Source organism: Duganella sp. Root336D2 (genome assembly GCF_001425005.1).
GTDB lineage: Bacteria > Pseudomonadota > Gammaproteobacteria > Burkholderiales > Burkholderiaceae_D > Rugamonas.
Genome location: NZ_LMDB01000012.1, coordinates 977,666 through 997,062, shown reverse-complemented (window position 1 = coordinate 997,062; position 19,397 = coordinate 977,666). Strand labels below are relative to the sequence as shown.

Genomic DNA, 19,397 nt, shown 5'->3' with positions numbered 1-19,397 from the left:
CGGCCAACTTTCTCCTTTACGTGAAATGAAACGACTCCCCCAAACTACGTTTGTACCGGAACTAAGAACCTGCAGCACTTTGCGGGATGTCTGTGCTTTCCTAGGCAGGTCGCGCGGAGCACGTGCCAACGTGTGGCATTATTCGGCCCAGTACGGAATGGCCCTTGCCGCACGAGGCGCAGTTGGCAGCGCAAACGATCATGACGCCGCGTTATCAGTGGCAAACAGCCTGGCGCGCGCCAAAGCCGAAATCGACATCGTGACATGCCATTCCCACGAGGTGATTTCGGAGACCCAGTCCATTCTGCGCGCTGCCCAAGACTTCCTCGAGAAGAACACGATTCCACCCACCGAATGGCCGCTCCCGCAAGAGATTGCCGATGAGGTGGAACGCTTCGTCACACAGCGCGTCCCTGGACCTCACATGCTGAAGCACTTCCGAATAAATTGCGAGCCAAGCGGCTTTCCACCACAAGCTATCGAATCACTGGAAATGTCTATCGAGTACTCTAACGCCAATGATATCTTGCACATCTTCGACATCCTCAACGTCAAACCTGAAGCTCATGACAGCACCGGCGCATGGATCGCAGAGCCCAGGCACTGCGAGATATTTGGTATAAAGGCATACATCTCATACAACGACGGCGCAATCAAGATTACGGCCAGCCACGGGGCTTATGACATCACAGATATCGATTACAAAAATGCGGAAATCATTGAAGCCAACCTGGCAGGCATGAACCTCAAAATAAGATGAATATTCACAACCTCGCCGCACTGCTGTAAGAACATGACTCAAAATGTGAATGAAGCGAACACGCCGCACATCTGCGAAATCTGCGGGCTTTCTTGCCAATCCGAATTGACATCCTGTCCGTATTGCGGCAATCCATTGGAGGAGCCGGATCATGGATTCCCCGCCACCAGTGAGGCGTTTAGACAAACCGTTGCAGAATTCGGTTTCCGGCTAGCCGAAACCGATTCGGCCATTTTCGACAGCGCTGAAGCGCTGTTCCTCTCCCAACTATCCTCCGAAGCCGCAAAAGAGTTTGGCTATGCACGAGAACACGTACTCGAAAACGATGATGCCTTCTACATTCCGTTGGGATGGATCGGTTGCTGCGGTCATTTGATCAGCAAATTCCCCCTTCACCTGATTTCCTTCGGCTCATACATTGGTCCGGAAACGCATCTCTGGGCCTATTACCAGGGCATCAGCATGTCTCCGTTGGGCAAGGACCGCAAGAACCAGTTGAGGATACTGAGCATCTGCGACTATGAAAATACCGTGACTGTGCTGAAGACCTTCCTGGATCACCGCTGGCTGGAGCGCAAGTCGGCTCCCAGGCTGTCTTCCTTGCCAGTTGAGTTGAATGAAGTCGACCTATACTTCGGAATCAGCGGTCTGCTCCAGGCAAAGAAAAACAACTGGTTCCAGTTCGAGATTTCATAGAAAGGCGTATATGTTCGTCCCGGTTAGTCAATCACACAAATCTGTCGTCATCCAGGGGGCGCCGTTTGACACGTCGATCAGTCATCTCTCGCTCCACTCGAAGCTGGACATGGAGGAACTCAGGCTGCTTGCGGAATTCAAGCACCTCTCCTCCGCTAGTTTTTCCGGAACCAACCTGGATGACATAGGACTAGGCCACGTCTGCCGAGTCACGAGCATTGAAAACCTCGATTTGCAATTCACTGAAATTTCCAATCAAGGTTTAAGCAGTCTTGAGAATTTGCCCCGACTTGCGAAACTCCGGTTGAAGGAGAATGATCAATTGACCAACGACTGTATTGGATACTTGACCAGGCTTGACAGCTTGGTCGAATTGCAGATTCATGAAACCTCCATCGATCAGCAAGGAATCAAGCAGTTCGCATTGATGGGGAAATTGAGAAATTTTCTCATCGACTTTGACAACTGCAATGGTTCCTTCGAGACCGTGAAAGAGCTGTCATTAGAAATGGCTGATTGCGAAATCCTCGTCAAAGGGCATGGTGAATTCCGTAATGGAGAATTCTTCGGCAAGTGGCTCACCTGAAACGCGTAGAATGGCGCTTTTGAATTGGAGAGCAATATGAAAAAGACTGATTTGGCAAAGAGCGACGCGAAAAAATTGATGGGTAAGATGGCCGTACCAGGCGCTACTTCGTTCGGAACCTCCACCAATCCTGCCATCGACAAGCGCGAGCAGCGCAAACGCGATCAAGCACTTGGCCTGGTACCGTTTGCAGTCAAACTTAACGGCGATTTGGTAAAACGCCTGCACGATTTGGCTAATGAAGGTGGGCTTGACCTTAATACCGTTGTCGCGGAGCTTCTTGTCAAAGGTCTCGACGCACAGTAACCAGGGAGAACTCGATACTTGATCTCCAGTGAGACTGCAAAACCCAGGGATGACATGCGTCCGTTTCCTGGCTTTGCCAAGGGCAAGCGAATCATGCTCGCCATCGGAAAACGCCGCTACGACGCAGCCAAGAAAGAAGATGTGCTACGCGTTCACTGGCATGGCATGGTCGACGTCAAGTAAATCGAATCAGCCTCGCGCAATCTTTCTGCGCGCCAGCTCGCGGTCGAGCGCATTGGCGAAGTTCTGCCGGTCGCCTTGACTGAAGGCCGCTGGTCCGCCGGTATCGACGCCGGCGCCGCGCAGTTCTTCCATGAAGGCGCGCATCGTCAGCTGCTGCGCGATGGTGTCCTTGGTGTACCAATCTCCACGAGGATTGAGTGGGAGACCGCCCTTCTCCAGTACCAGGGAAGCCAGCGGGATATCCGCGGTAACGACAATATCACCGGCGCTCACACGCTCGACAATTTCGGCATCGGCTGCATCGGCACCCGCCGGAACTTGGAGCGCGCGGATAAAGCGCGAGCCGGGAACACGGATCAATTGGTTGGCCACCAGCGTGACATTGATCTGCGTGCGCTCCGCTACGCGGAACAGGATGTCCTTGATTACAGCGGGACAGGCGTCCGCATCTACCCAAATGTGCATGAATTACATCGAATACGATTAAAAGAATCGGACATTGTAATCAAGTTGGCCAAACTATATCGTCCAAAAGCCGCTGGAGCTTAGCTGCGCGGTCGGAATTTACCATCGCAACATAAGAAATCCTGCCTGCGAGATAGGCCTGGAAGTTGGGGTGACTCTCCCGGTTCTGGGATTCCGGCCCATGACGCACGCAATTGGTCAGCGTCGCCTTGAGTTTATCGTACTCGTCGCGAGCAATGTTCGGATGCGCATTGACGACGATGCCCGTCACTTGCTGCCGCGTTCCTTCGCGCATCAGCCGCGTTTTGCGGGTGTTCACACGGAAGCCCTCTTCCAGGGCGATTGCGGCAACCTGGATATGAAAGCGCTCTGCGCACCGCGCAAACTCGTCCCCGCCAGAAAAGGCCAGGTCGTCGGCATAGCGACTATATGACGCGCCGAGCGAGCGCGCCAGCGATTCAAGCCGTATATCAAGCCGGTAGGCGCAGAGATTGGCCAGCGCAGGCGAACAAGGAGAACCCTGCGGCAGGTGCGGCGATTTCAAGGCCTGGCGTTCGGACCAGGCAAGTGAGCCTCCGGATTGCTTGTCGCGGAACAGGTCATGGGGTGCGCGGTTAACGCAGATGCGCGCCAATGTTCCAGCGACGCTCTCCGGGTAGCCGAGCTTTTCAAACAGCGCCTGGACGCGCGCGTGCTGGATGCTGGGGAAAAAATCCTTCAGGTCCATGCGCACAACGGCGTGCTGGCCGGCGTGCCGTGCAGCGTGCGTGACGCAGGAATGCCCGCGCCGGAAGCCGTGCGCCGATGCATGCGGCGGCACCAGGTCCAGGATCTGGCGCAGTATTTTCTGCTGGATGCGGCGTAGCCGCTCTTTCGGAATTTCGATCAGGCGCAGGCCGCCGCTACGCTTTGGCACCCAGCGATAGTGGTAATGCTGGAGGCGCGATTGCTCGTCGCGCGCGATGCGCCACTGGTCTGCGAACCAGCGCAGCGCGCCGACCGGCTCGTTCAGCCATACGGCCAGGTCGCCGACAGTCGGCAGGTCCGGCAGTGCGAGTTCGGCCAGCCATGCGGGTTTTGGCGGGCGAATCGGCTGCTCGAGGCAATAGCGCCGCACATCCTGCAGCTTGATGAATGGGGGCGCATCGGCGCCGCCCTCTTCTTCATCCTCATCTTCGTCATCGTAGTCAACGTGACCGCGACCGAGGAGTTGCAACAAGATGTCGGCCAACTCGTGCCGGCTGAAGTAATGGAAGTTCTCTCCGGTCCGCATGACGAGCGCCATGCAGACGCCAGGGGCCCAGGGCTGCGTCGCGTCGAAAACGCGGTCGCACGCCGCGATCAGGTTCTCCGGGCTACCGTCCGTGGCCAGCATCGTGTCGGCAAGCGCAAGCGCGGTAAGTTTTTCGTTATCCATGAATTGAAAAGGGGCAGAGAGCCGCCAACGAGTCTCGTGAAGCGTGCGTATGGTTGCGCGAAGCGCAATGCCACTCATGCGGCGAAATGCAGAACATCAAACATCCCGCGGGGTAACCCCGCAGAGGCTGTCCCTGCACGAAGCAAAGACAGGCCGGCTTGGCGGTTCCGCCCCGCCGACACAGTAGGTTAATTTTCCGTGAAGGTCAACACCGAGGCGATTACAGCGTCGCCGGCGTCGCGTCGAGCTGAACGTTTTGCAGGTAGACCTGCGAATACGCCTCAAAGCCGGAATCGATGCCAAGGATGATCCACACCGCGCCAGTCGCATCGGTCGTCACCTTCTGCGCCTTATCGTTCTTCACTGTCTTGCTGGCATAGGAAACAGCGGTGCCGCAAGTCTGGCCATTGGCGATGTTGCCGATGACTTGCGCGTCCTTGCCGCCTTCGGCCTGGTTGCCGCGATCGATGTTCATGCGGATCGCGTTATTGGCAGTAACCGCCTTAGGCTCGGTCGCCGTGGCGCCCGCATAGACCCATACTGCTTCGCCTGGCGCACCGCCCACGCCCATGCATCCGGTTTGCGCATTGCTGGCAAATTTGAGCGAGAAGGTGATGTTGTACGTGGTGTTCTTTTCCAGGCCGGAGAACTGCTTCTTCACGAACAGGAAAAGGTCGTCGCTGCGATTGGTGCCGCCAACCAGGTAGCCCTTGCCGGTCAGCGGAGTTGGCAGCGCGCGCTGTTCGAAGACGACGTTGGTTGGTGCGGTCTCAGGTGTGTAGTCGGAGGAGCTGCCGGTCCAGCCAGTAATGCCATCCTTGTCGAAGTCCACAGCCGCCGAGACCTGCTTCGGCCGTTTGTCGTCTTCGCCGCCGCCGCCGCATGCCGCCAACACAGACAGCATGGCAACGGAGAAACCGGTTTTCAGGATTGTTTTCATTGACTGTCCTTCTCACATTAGTTTTTGGAAAACCAATTGTAGAAAGGAGCAAAGGCGCCGTGACGGCGCCTTTGTATGTAGAGGTATGTAGCCCGCTTGGACCATTAACTACATTTCTCTACTTCCAGTCGCCGCGCAGTTCTGCTACCTGGCGATACAGCAGTTCCGGGCTTACTTCGGTAGGTTCGACCGGTTGGCCCACCGCCAGCGAAAGATGCGAACGGAAGCCTTTGCGGAAAGCGCGTTCCAGCAGGCCGTCCTTGCTGCGGCTAAGCAGGTGGCCCCACAAGCCGCGCAGCGCCATCGGGATCACCGGCACTTGGGTGCGTTCAATGATCTTGCTGATGCCGCCCTTGAACTCATTCATCTCGCCGGTGCTGGTCAGCTTGCCTTCCGGGAAAATGCAAACCAGCTCGCCCTCATGCAGCGCTTGTGCGATATCGACAAAGGCTTTCTCCATCAGCCATGGGTCTTCCTTGGCAGGTGCAATCGGGATCGCCTTGGCGGTACGGAAGATCCAGCCAAAGAACGGCGTCTTGAAGATGCGGTGGTCCATCACGAAGCGGATCGGGCGCGGGCTGGCTGCCACGATCACAATCGCATCGACGTAGCTGACGTGGTTGCACACCAGGACAGCGCCGCCCTCTTCCGGAATGCGGTCGGCATCGATGGTCTTCACGTTGTGCACAGTATGGATCAGGAGCCATGCCAGGAAACGCATCAGGAACTCGGGCACCAGCGAGAAGATGTACGCCGCCACGAGGGCGTTCATGATTGCGGTTGCCAGGAATACTTGCGGAATCGTGAAACCCTGGGCCAGCAGCAGAATCGCTACGCCGGTCGCCACCACCATGAACAGCGCGTTCATGATGTTCATGCCGGCGATGGTGCGCGACAGATGCTGCGGGTCGGCACGCAACTGGATCAGCGCGAACAATGGAACGATAAAGAAACCGCCGAACACGCCGATCATCACGACGTCGAGGATGATGCGCCATGCGCCGGGCAGCATCACCATGGCGTAGGCATTCACTTCGCCCGGTGCGCTGTAGCCCTGGCTGGCCAGGTACAGGTCGATGCCGAATACGGACAGGCCAATCGAACCGAAAGGCACCAGGCCGATTTCCACCTTGCGGCCGGAAAGCTTTTCGCACAGCAGCGAACCGGCGCCGATCCCCAGCGAGAACATCGTCAGCAGCAGCACGAAGACGCTGTTATCGCCTTTCAGGTAATCCTTGGCATACACGGGGAACTGCGCCAGCACGATCGCGCCATAGAACCAGAACCAGGAATTGCCCAGCATGGAGAGGAAGACGGAGCGGTTGCCGGCCGAGAAGCGCAGGTTGCGGATCGATTCAGTGAACGGGTTCCAGTTCACTTTCAGGTCCGGCTGCGGTGCAGGCGTTTTCGGGATGCCATGCGCGGTGACCAAGCCTATCACTGCGAAGAATACGGTAGCAGCAGCCAGCCAGACGATCCCGTCAGGCTTGTAATTGACGATGATTGCGCCGAACACCTGGCCAAGCAGGATGCCGACGAAGGTACCCATTTCAACGATGCCGTTGCCGCCCGTGAGTTCCTCTGCCTTCAGGTGCTGCGGCATATAGGCGTATTTAACAGGGCCGAACAGCGTCGAGTGCATGCCCATGCCGAAGATGGCGACCAGCAGCAATACCAGCGTGTGTGTGAACCAGCCGATAGCTGCCACGCCCATGATGCCGATCTCCAGCCATTTAATAAGACGCGCCAGCTTGCCCTTCTCGATTTTTTCAGCGATCTGGCCGGAAGTGGCCGAGAACAGCACGTACGGCAGGATGAACAGGCCGGGCACCAGGTTGGTGATCAGCGACGAATCGAGGTCGGTCCAGCTGGAGGCTTCATAGGTCAGCGCTACAATCAGGGCGGTCTTGAACAGGTTGTCGTTAAACGCGCCGAGGAATTGGGTCCAGAAAAACGGCGCGAAGCGACGTTGTTTCAGTAGATCGAACTGGCTGGGATGGCTCATGTTGCGGCACGGGAATAGTGAAAATATCGACAACATACAGCACATTGCGCAAGCTCTCAACCCGGCGCGCCAAAGTATCGCATTTTAATACTTTGCGACAACTGCATCACATGCGTAGCAGGCGCCGAAATGCCGGACCGACCGCCAGGACCAGCACCACCATCCGGCACACATGGAAAGCCGTGACCACAGGCACTTCGACGTACAGCGCGCGTGCGGTCAGGGCCATTTCCGCGATTCCGCCGGGAGAAGTCGCCAGCAAGGCCGTGGCGGGGTGCAGGTTGCCGATCTTCGCAAGCAGCAGCCCGAAAAGCGCGGCCAAGCCCAGCGCGGTCGCGGTGCAGGCGGCCACTGCTGCCATGAAGCGCGGCGCGGTATGCAGGAAGCCGGGCGTGAAGCGGGTACCGAGCGAAAGTCCGATGCAAAGCTGGCCGCTGCGCACCATCCATTCAGGCACGCCGCCGACCGGCACTTGCGCCGCGGCCAGCAGCCCGGCGCCGAACAAGGGGCCGAGCACCCAGGCGTTCGGCACGCCGCGCTTCCACATTAGCCAGCCCGCCGCGCAAGTGGCCGCAGCGAGCAGGCCGAAGGCGCCCAGTGCCGCGGGCGATGCCAAAGGTGCCGCGGCGGCAACCGCAGGCAATGGCGGCATGCCATGCCCGCTCCAATAGCGCAGCACAAACGGCAGGAAGCTGACCACGAACATCAGCCGCACGCCCTGCGCCGCCGCCACGTGCTGCGCTGCCGCACCGTGGCGCTCGCCCTGCACTGCCATCTCGGAGGCACCGCCCAGCGCCATCGAGAAGAATGCTGTAGCGGCGCTGACATCGGCCAGCCGCTTGAGCAGCCAGGCGCACAAGCACCCCAGCGCCAGCGCAAACGCCACCGCCCCCGCGATATAGCCGGCACGCGCAGCCACCACCGCCAGCACCGCGGGCGTAAAGTACAGTCCAAGCACGGTTCCGATCGCCCACTGCCCTGCCGCGCGTGCCGCGACCGGGCAGCACAGGTCAACACCCGCGATGCGCAGCGCAGCACTGGCGAACAGCGGCCCAATCAGCCAGGGCAGCGGAGTATCAAGCCACCTGCAAAAAAAAGCGGCCAGCAAGCCGGCCGCCAAAGCTTGGAGGAAGCAACGGTGTCGGGTCAGAAGACCCACAGCTTGTCGGCCGGCAGTTGCAGCCAGTACTGGCCATCCTGCAGACGGTACTTGGAATGGGCGCGCACGCTGATATCGCCGCGTTTGAACAGGCATTCCCAACGGTCGCCCAGGTACATGCAGGTGATCAAAGCAAGCTGCAGCGAATTTTCAACCTGGGAGGTGTTCACACGCACCTCTTCGACGCGGATCAGCGGGGCAATCGAATCGCCGCCTTTGCCACGTGCCGTTGCCTGCAGCTTGCTGCCTGCAACATCGATCACTACCTTGTCGCCTTCGCGCGACAGCAGGGTGCCCGGCAGGCGGTTGTTGCTGCCCATGAATTCGGCCGTGAACAAGGTCTCAGGTGTTTCGTACATCGACTGCGGCGTGCCCTGTTGCTCGATCTTGCCGTTATTGAGCAGCAGGATGCGGTCGGAGATCGCCATCGCCTCGCCCTGGTCGTGGGTCACCATCAGCGCCGACAGGCCCAGGCGCACGATCAACTCGCGCAGGAACGCTCGCGCCTCTTCGCGCAGCTTCGCGTCCAGGTTCGACAGCGGCTCGTCCAGCAGGATCACCGGCGGGTTGTACACCAGCGCCCGGGCAATCGCCACGCGCTGCTGCTGGCCGCCCGACAACTGGTGCGGGAAGCGCTCGCCCAGGTGGCCCAGGCCAAGCTGTTTCAGCACCTCGCCCACGCGGCGGCCGATTTCTTCCTTGTTCATCTTGCGCAGCTTCAGGCCGTAGGCCACGTTCTCCGCCACGGTTTTGTGCGGCCACAGTGCATAGGACTGGAACACCAGGCCCAGGTTGCGCTGTTCGGCCGGCATTTCAAAACCCTTGCTGCCATCGAATACGCGGCGCTCGCCGATGTCGATCGAACCCTGGCGTGGGCTCTCCAGGCCGGCCACGGCGCGCAGCAGCGTGGTCTTGCCGCTGCCCGAAGGGCCCAGCAGCGCCACCACTTCGCCCTTCTGCAGGTGCATCGACACGCCCTTCAGGATAGGGTTGGCGTGGGCGCCGGTGCCGTAGTCCAGGTGCAGGTCTTCGACGGACAGTTCATTCATTTTGAGGTCTCGTTTCATGATCGTGGTCTCAGTTATGCAGCTTGACGCCGAAGCGCAGCGCTATGCCCAGGCCGATGCCGACCAGGGTGATATTGATAAAGGACAGTGCCGCCACCAGGTCGGTCGAACCACCCGCCCACAGCGACACGATCAGCGCGCCAATCACTTCGGTACCCGGCGACAGCAGGTACACGCCTGTCGAATATTCACGCTCGAAGATCAGGAAAATCATCAGCCACGCGCCCAGCAAGCCGTATTTGATCAGCGGCAGGGTCACGTCGCGGGTTACCTGGCCGCGGCGGGCGCCAACCGCGCGTGCCGCTTCCTCCAGCTCAGGGCCAACCTGCAGCAGAGCGGTGGAAATCAGGCGCATGCCGTAAGCCATCCACACCACGGAATACGCCAGCCACACCGCGAAGATGGTGGTGCGCAGGCTGCGCAGCGCAGGGATCGCGTTTTCCACCAGCCACACCGCCAGGCCGTTGTCGGAGCCTTTAAGCATGCCATCGAGCCAGCTGGGGACGAACAGGAACACCCACAGGAAAGCCAGGCCAGCCAGCAGGCCTGGCACCGCACGCGGCACCAGCACGCTGTAATCGAGCACGCGGGTCAGCAGGTCAGGTTTGCGGTGCATGGCCAGCGCAATAAAGCTATAGCAGAAGACCGCCAGGCCGCCGCCGATCACGCCGATCAGCACCGTGTTGATAATGCCGCGGATCAGCGCATGCTGTTCGAAGATGTCGCGGAAGTGCTGCAGCGTCAGGACGTCGGCCAGCTTTACGCCCTCGCCCCAGTACTGCACGAAGGAGCGCAGCGCTATGCCGGACAGCGGCATCACAATGGTGACCAGCAGCCAGGCGCCCAGCACGGCAAACGCCAGCCATTTCCAGCGGCCCAGCGGCAGCGCCTTGCTGCGCGCGCCCTTGCCTTTGATCGACACGTATTTATTGGCCGATTTCAGCAGCCAGCGCTGGATCATCACCAGCGGCATGGTCACCGCCACCAGGCACACCGCCACTGCCGCCATCAGGTGGTAGGACGGGGTACCCAGCTTGTTGGTCAGCTTATACAGGTAGGTCGGCAGTACCAGGTGGCCTTCCGGATCGCCCAGCACCAGCACCAGCCCGAACACCTCGAAGCCGAGGAAGAACACCAGCACGCCGGCATAGGCCAGCGCCGGCATGATCATCGGCAGCGACACGTTGAACATCACCTGCAGCGGCGAGGCGCCGGCCACGCGGGCCGCTTCTTCCACGTCCGAGCCGAGGCTCTTCAGCGCCGACGAAGCGTACAGGTAGACGTGCGGCACGTGGGTCAGGCCGGCGATGATCACGATGCTGGTGAAGGAATACACATTCCACGGGATGAAGCCGATCAGGTCTTTCACCCAGGTCGAGTAAAAGCCCACAGGGCCCATCGACACCACATAGCCGAAACCCATCACCATTGGCGACACGAAGATCGGCACCAGCAGCAGCGGGGAAATCCAGCCGCGACCCGGCAGGTCGGTACGCACCATCAGGAAAGCCAGCATGCCGCCCAAAGGCACGGCGATGGCGGCCAGGCCGGCCGCCAGCAGCAGGCCGTTCTTGAATGCCACTGCAAAATCCGGGTCATCGAAGATGAAGCGGAAGGCGTCCAACCCTACTTCCTTGCCGGGCATGAAGAACGGCGCCGACAGGAAACTCTGGTAAAAGATCAGGAACAGCGGCAGGAAGATGGCGGTGCAGGTCAGCACTGCCACGATCCAGCGCGGCCAATTGATGCTGGCGCGCCCCGTTCCCTGCAAAGTCGCGGTGGTCATTGACAGCTCCTTATTTCTTGCCGGCGGTTTCTTTCCACTGCTTCAGGAAGGCCATGCGTTTCTGCGGCCCCAGGAACTGCAGCAGGATCGGGTGCACCGGCACTGGCTTGATCTTGTCCTGGCCGATCTGCTTGACCAGGTCGGACGAAGTGGTTTCGCCGCTCACGTCGGCGCGGATCGCGAACAGCTTGGATTCGTTGGCGATGATGGTCTGGCCGCGGTGCGACAGGGTATAGTCCAGCCACAGCTTGGCGGCGTTGACATTCTTTGCACCTTTGTTGATGAAGATCACGCGCGACATCACCAGGGTGTAGTCCTTCGGCAGTTGCACGCCGATCGATGGGTCGGTCTTGGCGCGCACCAGGGCGTAGGAACCCAGCACGTTGTAGCCGATCAGGTTTTCGCCGGAGGAGATACGCTCCATCATGGTGCCGGTGGAAGACTGCACGCGCACTTTCGCTTCACCGAAGGCGTTTTCCAGCTCCAGGAACTTCGGGTATTCCTTGGCATCCTGGCTCATGAACATGAAGCCGACGCCGGATTTTTCGATGTCGTAGGTGGTGACCTTGTCCTTGAACTTCGGCTGCTGGATCAGTTTCACGAAGTCGGCGTGGGTCTGCGGCACTTCCTTGGCATCGACCAGGCGCTTGTTGTAGACGATGGCTGCCGGCTCGAACGTGGTGCCATATGCCTGGTCGTCCCACACCGCCCAGCCAGGGATCTTCGACGCTTCCACCGATTTGTATTTCAGTGCGTAGCCGTCGGAGGCCAGGCGCATCTGCAGGTCCATGGCGGACGACCACATCACGTCGGCGGTATTGCCGCCGGCTGCCATCTCGGAGATGAAGCGGTTGTACACCTCGGTCGAATTCATATCGTTGTATTCGACGGTAATGCCGGGGTACAGCGCGTTGAAGTCGCGGATCAGCGGCTGCGCAGCCTTGCTGTCAGTGGCGCCGTACACCACCAGCTTGCCCTCTTTTTTCGCCGCATCGATCACTTTCTGGTAGTCGGCAGGATAGCCTGCAGGCGATTGTGCGAAAGCGGTGCACGCGAACAGGCCCGCGGCGGCCACCAGGGTCGTCTTGATCATTTGTGTCTCCTAGAATTTTTGAGGAATGTTTAGCGCACCAGGCCCAGATGGCTGGCGCGTTTGCCGTAATCGTCCACGGCTTTATGCACATACTCGTTGAGCGCCTGTCCTGTCAGGCTGAAGGGATATAGTCCCGCTTCCGTTCGCAGTTTCGCGAATTCCGGCGTCGCCATGAGGTGCTCGAAGGTTTTCACCCACTGCTGGTAATCGGCATCTGCCACCTGGGGGCCCATCCAGACCCCGCGAATCACCGGCCAGACAATGTCGTAGCCCTGCTCGCGCGCCGTCGGCACCGCAGCCAGTTTTCCCGGCAAGCGCTCTTCCGACATCACGGCCAACACGCGGATCGTGCTGCCGGCCAGGTTGGCTTCGGAAGCATCGCCCGACACTACCTGCACGTAGTTCGCCTGCATCGCAGTAAACGACTCGCCGCCGCCCTCCAGCGCCACGAAACGCAGCACTTTCGGGTCCAGGCCGGCCTGGCGTACCAGCAGGGCCACCTTCAGCCAGTCCTGGCTGCCGATCGTGCCGCTGACGCCGATCAGCACCTTCGACGGATCGCGCTTGAGCGCCGCCACCAGGTCGGCCAGCGACTTGAACGGCGAATCGGAGCGCACCGCGATCATGCCGTAGTCCGCCCCCAGCGCCGCAACCCAGCGCACATCGTCCGCCTTGGCCTTGCCGAATTTGCCTTGCGCGAGGTTCAGCAGCGAACCGCCGGAAAAAGCCACCAGGGTGTTCGGTTCGGCGCGGCGCTGCGAAACCAGCGAGTGCCATGCCACGGCGCCGATCCCGCCCGGGCGATACACCAGCTTCATCGGCTGCCCGCCCGCCATCGTCGCCAGGCCCTTCTGGGCCAGCTTGCACGTCAGGTCCATCGCACCGCCCGGCTTGGACGGCACGATGCATTCAGCTGCGTGCACCTGACCTGCAAGCAGCAGGACAGAAGCGAAGATGGAGAGCAGGATCTTCATGGCTTCATTATTATCAGAAGCGGTGCTGGATGCCAACCATTACACCGTGCTGGCTGTCGCCGAAGGCTGCATCGTCGCGCGACAGGCCAACCAGCTGGTCATGCTTGCCCTTGGTGTAACCGACAGTCGCATACAGGTCGGTGCGCTTGGATGCGGCGTAGCGATAGCGCAGCACATACATGGTCGGATCGGCGTCCTTGCCGGCGGCCAGGTTGCGCTGGTCGATGTGGTACACGGCGCCCGTGATGGTGACGTTTGGCTGCGGTTTGTATGCCACGCCAGCCCACAAGGTGTTGCCTTTTACATCAGCCGTAGCGGCCTTGCCCGCCACCAGCTTGTAGGTACGGCCGCCGAGCCAGAATTTGAAATCGCCGGTGGCGTAATAGCCGCCCAGGTGGTATGCGGTGGTCTCGTCACGGTTGCCGGTGGCGACCACATTGTTACCGTTGATGCGCTCCGCGGTGAACATGGCGCCCAGCGACTCGGACTGGTAGCTGACCGCGCCGGCGTACTTGGCGCTGTCAGCCGAGCTGGCGCCTGCGCCCTGCTGCTCGCCCATGCCGTAGCTGAAGCCATAGTTCCAGTCGCCGGTCTTGCCGGAGTATTTGATCAGGTTATCGAAACCGGTGGTCATGCCGTACTTGCTTGGCAACGTGGCGCTGCCGCCGGTCGCCCAGGAGTAGTAAGGCGCAAAGCCCATCGGGTCGAAGCGGATAACGGTGTCGTACACGCTGGTGAAGGAACGGCCCAGGATCACGCGGCCCCAGTTGCCTTCCAGGCCGACGTTGGCCTGGCGCTTGAACAGGTTGCCATCCTGCGCGCCGGTATCCATCAGGATGCCGCTTTCGAGCTGGAACACGGCTTTCAGGCCGCCGCCCAGGTCCTCACTGCCTTTGATACCCCAACGCGAAGTATTCATGCCGCCGGAGCTGACGTGGGTTACGCTGCCGCCGCCCGCCTGGGCATTGTTGGAAATGTCGACCCCCATGTCCAGCAGGCCGTACACCTGCACATTGGATTGGGCGTGGGCGGAAGTATAGGCGGCAAACATCATCGCGACGGCCGCTGCCATCGAAGTTCTTTTCACAATCAGTCTCCTGGGTTTATAGTTATTTCAGTCATGCCTCGCTCTGGCACGGTTCAACTATAAAATCGCCAACCTTTCAAACGCCTTTCAGGCAAATGCCATGCGAATATTGTTAGTGGAAGACCACACCGAATTACAACACTGGCTTTCCAAAGCCCTGCGCGATGCCAACCTTTCTGTCGAATGCGCCGACAACGGCGCCGACGCCGACTCCCTGCTGCTGACCCAGGAATATGCCCTGGTCATCCTCGATTTGACCCTGCCCCGCATGGACGGGCTGGAAGTGCTGAAACGCCTGCGCGCGCGCGGGGGCAAGACGCCCGTATTGATCCTGACCGCGCGCGGCGGGCTGGAGGATCGCGTGCAGGGCCTGAACCTGGGCGCCGACGATTACCTCGCAAAACCTTTCGAACTGGCCGAACTGGAAGCGCGCGTGAAGGCTTTGCTGCGCCGCAGCGCGGGCAATGAATCGCTGGTGTACGAATGCGGCGCGCTGCGCTTCGATACTGTCAGCCGCATGTTTTCCTATTTCGGCGAGAACCTGCAGCTCACGCCGCGCGAACACGCCGTGCTGGAAGCGCTGATCACCAAGGGCGGCAAGCCGGTCGCCAAGGAAAAACTGTTCGACCAGGTGTTCTCGCTGGCCGATGACGCCAACCTCGACGCCATCGAGCTGTATATCCACCGGGTGCGCAAGAAGCTTGACCGCAAGGAGCCCGGCGCTGCGGCCATCACAACCCTGCGCGGCATCGGCTACCTGCTGCAGCCGGCCGAAGCGAAAGCCTGATGAAGGCCATGCTCGCCATGGGCAGCCTGCGCGGCCAGTTGCTGCGCTGGCTGCTGTTGCCGCTGGTTCTCTTGGAAATCATCAACACCATCTCTGTCTACTACAATGCGGTGGACGCGGCCGACATGGCGTACGACCGCTCGCTGCTGGCCTCCACGCGCGCGCTGGCGGAGCGCGTGTCGGTAGAAGGCGGGAAAGTGGTGGTCGACGTGCCCTACGTTGCGCTGGACAGCTTTGAGACCGACACCCTGGGCCGCATCTACTACAAAGTCACCGGCATCAAGGGCGAGACGGTTTCCGGTTACGACGACCTGCCCGCAGTACCGGCCAATGTGCCGCGCTCGGAGAACTACCCTGCCCTGGTGCGCTTTTACCACGCCAACTACAACGGCCAGCCGATCCGCATTGCTGCCCTGCTGCAGCCGGTATATGACGACAATATGCGCGGCATCGCGCTGATCCAGGTAGGCGAAACGCTTGATGCCCGCAAAGGCCTGACGCTGAAGATCCTGTACGACACCATTGCGTGGCAGGCCAGCGTGGTGCTGTTGGCCGGCTTGCTGGTGTGGTTCGCGGTCAAGCTGGTGCTGCGTCCATTGATGCAATTGAAGCACGAGGTGGAATCGCGCAATGTATCCGACCTGTCCGACCTCGATCCTGCGCTGGTGCACAAGGAAGTGCGGCCGCTGGTGCAGGCCATGAATGCCTCGACCACCCGCATCGCGGGATTGATCGCCAGCCAGCGGCGCTTCATCGCCGACGCATCGCACCAGTTGCGCACGCCGCTGACGGTACTGAAGACCCAGGCCGAGCTGGCGCAGCGCGAATTGGCGCGCGATTCCTCCGCCTCGCCGGAGCTGCGCAATGTGGTGGCCAGCATGGCCGCCACCACCGACTCCACCGTGCACCTGGCAAACCGCCTGCTGATGCTGGCGCGCATCGAGCACAGCGAAAATCGCGAGCCGGTGCCGGTGCCGCTGCGCGAGACGGTGCAGCAGGTCGCGCTGGAACTGGCACTATCCGCCGTCACCCGCGGCATCGACCTTTCGCTGGAGGGCGACGGCGAAGCCAGCGTGAATGGCCAGGCTTTGCTGCTGCATGAGCTGGTGTCGAACCTGGTCGACAACGCCCTGCACTACACGCCGCGCGGCGGCAGCGTGGTGCTGCGCGTGCTGCCGGGCGACGCGCATGTGGTGCTGGAGGTCGAAGACAGCGGCCCTGGTATTCCGCCCGAAGACCGCGACCGCGTGTTTTCGCCCTTCTACCGCGCCGCTTCCACCATGCAGGCGAATCCGGGCGGCTCAGGCCTGGGGCTGGCAATCGTGCGCGATATCGCGGTCTTGCACCACGCCGCGCTTGAACTGGACCAAGGCGTTGCCGGCCACGGCCTCTTGGTGCGCGTCAGGTTGCCGCGCGCCACGCCTCCACCGGCAGCGTAATCGCAATACGGGTGCCTGACGAGCAGTCCATCGCAAAGCTGCCGCCCAGCGCCTGCACCCGCTCGCGCATGCCCGCCAGGCCAACGCCGGCCGCAGTGCGCGCCGGGTCGAAGCCGGTCCCGTCGTCGGCCACCGAAATCCGCAGGGCGTCGCCATGCCGGGCCACTTCAACGCTGGCTGCGCTGGCGCGAGCGTGCTTCACAATGTTCGACAACGCTTCCTGCACGATACGATAGGCCGAGATCGCAGCATCGCCATCGAGTCCGCCGAAATCGCCTTCGGTATGCAGCGAAAAGCGGCAGGAAGGATGGCTGCTGCCGACCTGGCGCACCATTTCTTCCAGCGCGCCCTGCAGGCCAAGCATGTCGAGCATCTCCGGCCGCAGACGGCGCACCAGCGTGCGGCCGCTGTTGTACAAGCCCAGCGCAAGCTTGGTGATCGCCTGCGCCTTTTCGCGAACCTGGGCCGCAGGTTCGGCTGGCTGCAGCGCGCCGGCCAGGCCCGCGATCTGCTGCGCCTCCAGCCGCACGGCGATCAGCGTCGCATTCAATTCGTCGTGGATCTCGAGCGCGATTGCCTTGCGTTCATCCTCCACCACCGTAGTCACGCGTTGCAGCAGGCGGCGCTTCTCGGCATCCGCCGCACGCACTGCCTGCATGGACGCCTGCAGCGACAAGGCGAAGCCGCTGGTCATCTGCCATGCTACGCCCGCGCATACCAGCAGGCCCGCCAGCGCCACCCCTAATTCCAGCTGGAAGCGCGCGCGGGCCTTGCGCAGCAAGGCAGTCGCCGACATCCTCACCTGCACATAGCCCATCGTGCCCACATTGCGGTTTCCGCCCCCCGTCACGTAGAGCAGACGCTTGTGCACTGCCGCTTCGTAATAGCGCGCTTCGGGCGGCGCGTCGCCGCGCGCCGCAACTTCCAGCAGCGGCTTGCGCTCCGCATCGAGCAAGGTCACGCGATGAATCGCGCCGTCGGTTTGCAGCATGCCGTTGATCGTTGCCCGCAGCTCGTCGAACTGCCCGTGCACCAGGCTGATTTCGCTGCTCGCCACCAGCGCACTGGCAAGCAATTGCCCGCGCTCTGCCAACTCGGCATGCACCTCCGACTGGCGCGACTGGTAGCTGTACCAGGTCAGCGTAGCAAACAACGCCAGCACCGGCAGCAAGGTAATCGCCAGCAGCCGCCCGCGCGTGCCGACGCGCCACTTGGCCCGCATCAGGCTTGCAGCACGCCGTGGCGCACCGCCAGGCGGGTGATATCAGCCGCACGCTCAACGCCCAGTTTGTCCTTGATGGCCTGGCTGGAGTTGCTGATCGTCTTGCTGGAGACGCCGAGTTTATCGGCGATTTCGGCATTGGTCAGGCCCTCCGCCATCAGCTTGAAAATTTCCAGCGAGCGCTCGTCGAGCAGCGCTTGCGGCGATTGCTCGCCCAGCACTGACAGGCTGGCCAGGCGTTCCGCGATGGCGGGCATGAAGTACAACTCGCCCTGGGCGGCGCGCTGCACGGCGGTGAAAAGCTCGGCCGGGTCGCAATCCTTCGTCACCAGCGCCCGCGCGCCAATACGGTAGGCCTCTTTGACCAGCGCATCCTGGTCGAACTGGGTCAGGAAGATGAAGTGTGCTTTAGGGGCCACGGCCAGGATCTGGCGCGCCGCATCGAGGCCCGTCATCTGCTCGCCAAAGCGCATATCCAGGATAGCAACGTCCGGTACCAGGGCCTGGTAGGCCTCGACCGCCTCAGCCGGCGTCCTTGCCTGAGCTACAACTTCCACGCCAAAACCGGCCAGCGCCGTCGCAAAACCGCCCATTACCACGGGATGATCATCTGCCAGCAGTACCCTGATCTTATTCATAGCATTCCTCGTTTCCAGATGATGGAAGGATACCACGCTAAGACATAGCAAGAAAAATTGCTTGCTTATTTCCATCAGATGGAAGAATATCTTGCCATGGACTGGCAATTCAGCCTACCAACAAGAAGAAAGGAGCATTTCCATGAACTTCGACACCTCCCGCAAGAACTACTCCGGCCTGGCTTTTGTCGCCGTCTTGCACCTTGTTGCCGCAGGCATCGCGCTGAAGCACTCAACGATCCTGGTCAACCGTGTCACGGAGCCGGAGCCGGTCACGGTGACCCCGTTGCCGCCAGAGCCGAAAGTCTTGCCGCCCAAAATGCCGGACATCGCACCGCCAAAACTGCCGGTCATCACGCTGCCCGAGTTGCCGATCCTGATAACGCCGGTCGATCCGCCGATCACCACCGCGCCGCCCGATAGTAAGCCGCGTGACAAGACGCCGCCGGTCCCGCCAGGTCCCGACACAACGCGCGATCCGATCGAACCTGTGCGCCACAAGCCGCTGAACGTGGCCGCAGTGATCGACGCCGCAAGCTGCGCCAAGCCGTCCTACCCTGCGGCAGCCTTGCGCAACGGCGACGAAGGCACGGTCACCCTGGCCTTCCTGATCGGCAAAGACGGCCACGTGGCCAGCGCCAAGGTCGAACGCACCAGCGGTTTCCGCGACCTGGACCGGGCTGCGCTGCAAGGCCTCTCGATGTGCGCCTTCAAGCCCGGCAGCATCGATGGCGTAGCGCAGGAATCGTGGGCCCGCATGCAATACGCCTGGCGCCTCGACGGGTAA

20 protein-coding genes are annotated in these 19,397 nt (G+C 61.0%); 8 read left to right on the top strand and 12 right to left on the bottom strand.

Translation table 11 applies throughout. The features are described from left to right. Positions 1 to 157: 157 nt before the first annotated feature. The 5 genes from ASD07_RS14715 to ASD07_RS32080 are packed head-to-tail and all read left to right on the top strand — an operon-like array spanning position 158 to position 2,531. Positions 158 to 760 (top strand): hypothetical protein, encoded by a 603-nt coding sequence (locus ASD07_RS14715; RefSeq protein WP_055931390.1) that lies wholly within the window; start codon positions 158 to 160, stop codon positions 758 to 760. 45 nt (positions 761 to 805) lie between these two features. Next, entirely contained in the window at positions 806 to 1,456 is a 651-nt protein-coding gene (locus ASD07_RS14710) for a hypothetical protein (protein ID WP_156397994.1), read from the top strand. Between the two features lie 10 nt (positions 1,457 to 1,466). Then, the gene (locus tag ASD07_RS14705) at positions 1,467 to 2,042 is read left to right on the top strand and encodes a hypothetical protein (RefSeq protein WP_055931384.1); all 576 of its coding nucleotides are present in this window, start codon (positions 1,467 to 1,469) and stop codon (positions 2,040 to 2,042) included. A 36-nt stretch (positions 2,043 to 2,078) separates the two neighbouring features. Next, positions 2,079 to 2,348, top strand: coding sequence for a hypothetical protein (locus tag ASD07_RS14700; protein ID WP_055931381.1), 270 nt, complete (start codon positions 2,079 to 2,081; stop codon positions 2,346 to 2,348). 54 nt (positions 2,349 to 2,402) lie between these two features. Further along, entirely contained in the window at positions 2,403 to 2,531 is a 129-nt protein-coding gene (locus ASD07_RS32080; protein WP_255357004.1) for a hypothetical protein, read from the top strand. Between the two features lie 6 nt (positions 2,532 to 2,537). Here the strand turns inward: ASD07_RS32080 and ASD07_RS14695 are convergent, their stop codons facing one another. The 10 genes from ASD07_RS14695 to ASD07_RS14650 form a co-directional block, all read right to left on the bottom strand. Continuing rightward, positions 2,538 to 2,996: a YaiI/YqxD family protein gene (locus ASD07_RS14695; RefSeq protein ID WP_055931377.1), complete on the bottom strand. Its 459-nt coding sequence runs from the start codon at positions 2,994 to 2,996 to the stop codon at positions 2,538 to 2,540. Between the two features lie 40 nt (positions 2,997 to 3,036). Further along, the gene (locus ASD07_RS14690) at positions 3,037 to 4,413 is read right to left on the bottom strand and encodes a reverse transcriptase family protein (RefSeq protein WP_055931375.1); all 1,377 of its coding nucleotides are present in this window, start codon (positions 4,411 to 4,413) and stop codon (positions 3,037 to 3,039) included. 220 nt (positions 4,414 to 4,633) lie between these two features. Then, positions 4,634 to 5,353 (bottom strand): hypothetical protein, encoded by a 720-nt coding sequence (locus ASD07_RS14685; protein WP_055931372.1) that lies wholly within the window; start codon positions 5,351 to 5,353, stop codon positions 4,634 to 4,636. A gap of 118 nt (positions 5,354 to 5,471) precedes the next feature. Next, positions 5,472 to 7,358 carry an MFS transporter gene (locus ASD07_RS14680; RefSeq protein WP_055931369.1) on the bottom strand — a complete coding sequence of 629 codons (1,887 nt, stop codon included), beginning with the start codon at positions 7,356 to 7,358 and terminating at the stop codon, positions 5,472 to 5,474. Between the two features lie 106 nt (positions 7,359 to 7,464). After that, positions 7,465 to 8,517, bottom strand: a complete 1,053-nt coding sequence (locus ASD07_RS14675; protein WP_055931367.1) for an AbrB family transcriptional regulator — start codon at positions 8,515 to 8,517, stop codon at positions 7,465 to 7,467. Then, positions 8,505 to 9,566 carry an ABC transporter ATP-binding protein gene (locus tag ASD07_RS14670; RefSeq protein ID WP_055931364.1) on the bottom strand — a complete coding sequence of 354 codons (1,062 nt, stop codon included), beginning with the start codon at positions 9,564 to 9,566 and terminating at the stop codon, positions 8,505 to 8,507. The genes ASD07_RS14675 and ASD07_RS14670 overlap by 13 nt, the downstream gene beginning before the upstream one ends. 28 nt (positions 9,567 to 9,594) lie before the next feature. Beyond that, complete coding sequence (locus ASD07_RS14665) at positions 9,595 to 11,370, bottom strand: iron ABC transporter permease (RefSeq protein ID WP_055931357.1); 1,776 nt, start codon at positions 11,368 to 11,370, stop codon at positions 9,595 to 9,597. Between the two features lie 10 nt (positions 11,371 to 11,380). Continuing rightward, positions 11,381 to 12,463, bottom strand: coding sequence for an ABC transporter substrate-binding protein (locus ASD07_RS14660; protein ID WP_055931354.1), 1,083 nt, complete (start codon positions 12,461 to 12,463; stop codon positions 11,381 to 11,383). A gap of 29 nt (positions 12,464 to 12,492) precedes the next feature. Then, entirely contained in the window at positions 12,493 to 13,437 is a 945-nt protein-coding gene (locus ASD07_RS14655) for a tripartite tricarboxylate transporter substrate binding protein (protein ID WP_055931352.1), read from the bottom strand. Between the two features lie 13 nt (positions 13,438 to 13,450). Continuing rightward, entirely contained in the window at positions 13,451 to 14,524 is a 1,074-nt protein-coding gene (locus tag ASD07_RS14650) for a porin (RefSeq protein ID WP_055931348.1), read from the bottom strand. A 100-nt stretch (positions 14,525 to 14,624) separates the two neighbouring features. On the opposite strand from ASD07_RS14650, the gene ASD07_RS14645 reads away from it, so the two are divergent. After that, positions 14,625 to 15,311 carry a response regulator gene (locus ASD07_RS14645; RefSeq protein ID WP_055931345.1) on the top strand — a complete coding sequence of 229 codons (687 nt, stop codon included), beginning with the start codon at positions 14,625 to 14,627 and terminating at the stop codon, positions 15,309 to 15,311. Further along, positions 15,311 to 16,750, top strand: a complete 1,440-nt coding sequence (locus ASD07_RS14640; protein WP_055931343.1) for a sensor histidine kinase — start codon at positions 15,311 to 15,313, stop codon at positions 16,748 to 16,750. Before ASD07_RS14645 ends, ASD07_RS14640 begins: the two co-directional genes overlap by 1 nt. Here the strand turns inward: ASD07_RS14640 and ASD07_RS14635 are convergent. Together ASD07_RS14635 and ASD07_RS14630 are read right to left on the bottom strand one after the other, a co-directional pair. Continuing rightward, complete coding sequence (locus tag ASD07_RS14635; protein WP_055931340.1) at positions 16,713 to 17,972, bottom strand: ATP-binding protein; 1,260 nt, start codon at positions 17,970 to 17,972, stop codon at positions 16,713 to 16,715. The two genes, ASD07_RS14640 and ASD07_RS14635, sit on opposite strands and share 38 nt — an antisense overlap. Beyond that, positions 17,972 to 18,610: a response regulator transcription factor gene (locus ASD07_RS14630; protein WP_055931338.1), complete on the bottom strand. Its 639-nt coding sequence runs from the start codon at positions 18,608 to 18,610 to the stop codon at positions 17,972 to 17,974. Before ASD07_RS14630 ends, ASD07_RS14635 begins: the two co-directional genes overlap by 1 nt. A 142-nt stretch (positions 18,611 to 18,752) precedes the next feature. On the opposite strand from ASD07_RS14630, the gene ASD07_RS14625 reads away from it, so the two are divergent. Next, the gene (locus tag ASD07_RS14625; protein ID WP_055931335.1) at positions 18,753 to 19,397 is read left to right on the top strand and encodes an energy transducer TonB; all 645 of its coding nucleotides are present in this window, start codon (positions 18,753 to 18,755) and stop codon (positions 19,395 to 19,397) included.

What these genes read in the sequence shown, in the direction of transcription:
- ASD07_RS14715 (WP_055931390.1), top strand. Translation starts at nt 158, where the DNA reads ATGGCCCTTGCCGCACGAGGCGCAGTTGGCAGCGCAAACGATCATGAC.
- ASD07_RS14705 (WP_055931384.1), top strand. Translation starts at nt 1,467, where the DNA reads ATGTTCGTCCCGGTTAGTCAATCACACAAATCTGTCGTCATCCAGGGG.
- ASD07_RS14700 (WP_055931381.1), top strand. Translation starts at nt 2,079, where the DNA reads ATGAAAAAGACTGATTTGGCAAAGAGCGACGCGAAAAAATTGATGGGT.
- ASD07_RS32080 (WP_255357004.1), top strand. Translation starts at nt 2,403, where the DNA reads ATGCGTCCGTTTCCTGGCTTTGCCAAGGGCAAGCGAATCATGCTCGCC.
- ASD07_RS14695 (WP_055931377.1), bottom strand. Translation starts at nt 2,996, where the DNA reads ATGCACATTTGGGTAGATGCGGACGCCTGTCCCGCTGTAATCAAGGAC.
- ASD07_RS14690 (WP_055931375.1), bottom strand. Translation starts at nt 4,413, where the DNA reads ATGGATAACGAAAAACTTACCGCGCTTGCGCTTGCCGACACGATGCTG.
- ASD07_RS14685 (WP_055931372.1), bottom strand. Translation starts at nt 5,353, where the DNA reads ATGAAAACAATCCTGAAAACCGGTTTCTCCGTTGCCATGCTGTCTGTG.
- ASD07_RS14680 (WP_055931369.1), bottom strand. Translation starts at nt 7,358, where the DNA reads ATGAGCCATCCCAGCCAGTTCGATCTACTGAAACAACGTCGCTTCGCG.
- ASD07_RS14670 (WP_055931364.1), bottom strand. Translation starts at nt 9,566, where the DNA reads ATGAATGAACTGTCCGTCGAAGACCTGCACCTGGACTACGGCACCGGC.
- ASD07_RS14665 (WP_055931357.1), bottom strand. Translation starts at nt 11,370, where the DNA reads ATGACCACCGCGACTTTGCAGGGAACGGGGCGCGCCAGCATCAATTGG.
- ASD07_RS14660 (WP_055931354.1), bottom strand. Translation starts at nt 12,463, where the DNA reads ATGATCAAGACGACCCTGGTGGCCGCCGCGGGCCTGTTCGCGTGCACC.
- ASD07_RS14655 (WP_055931352.1), bottom strand. Translation starts at nt 13,437, where the DNA reads ATGAAGATCCTGCTCTCCATCTTCGCTTCTGTCCTGCTGCTTGCAGGT.
- ASD07_RS14645 (WP_055931345.1), top strand. Translation starts at nt 14,625, where the DNA reads ATGCGAATATTGTTAGTGGAAGACCACACCGAATTACAACACTGGCTT.
- ASD07_RS14640 (WP_055931343.1), top strand. Translation starts at nt 15,311, where the DNA reads ATGAAGGCCATGCTCGCCATGGGCAGCCTGCGCGGCCAGTTGCTGCGC.
- ASD07_RS14635 (WP_055931340.1), bottom strand. Translation starts at nt 17,972, where the DNA reads ATGCGGGCCAAGTGGCGCGTCGGCACGCGCGGGCGGCTGCTGGCGATT.
- ASD07_RS14630 (WP_055931338.1), bottom strand. Translation starts at nt 18,610, where the DNA reads ATGAATAAGATCAGGGTACTGCTGGCAGATGATCATCCCGTGGTAATG.
- ASD07_RS14625 (WP_055931335.1), top strand. Translation starts at nt 18,753, where the DNA reads ATGAACTTCGACACCTCCCGCAAGAACTACTCCGGCCTGGCTTTTGTC.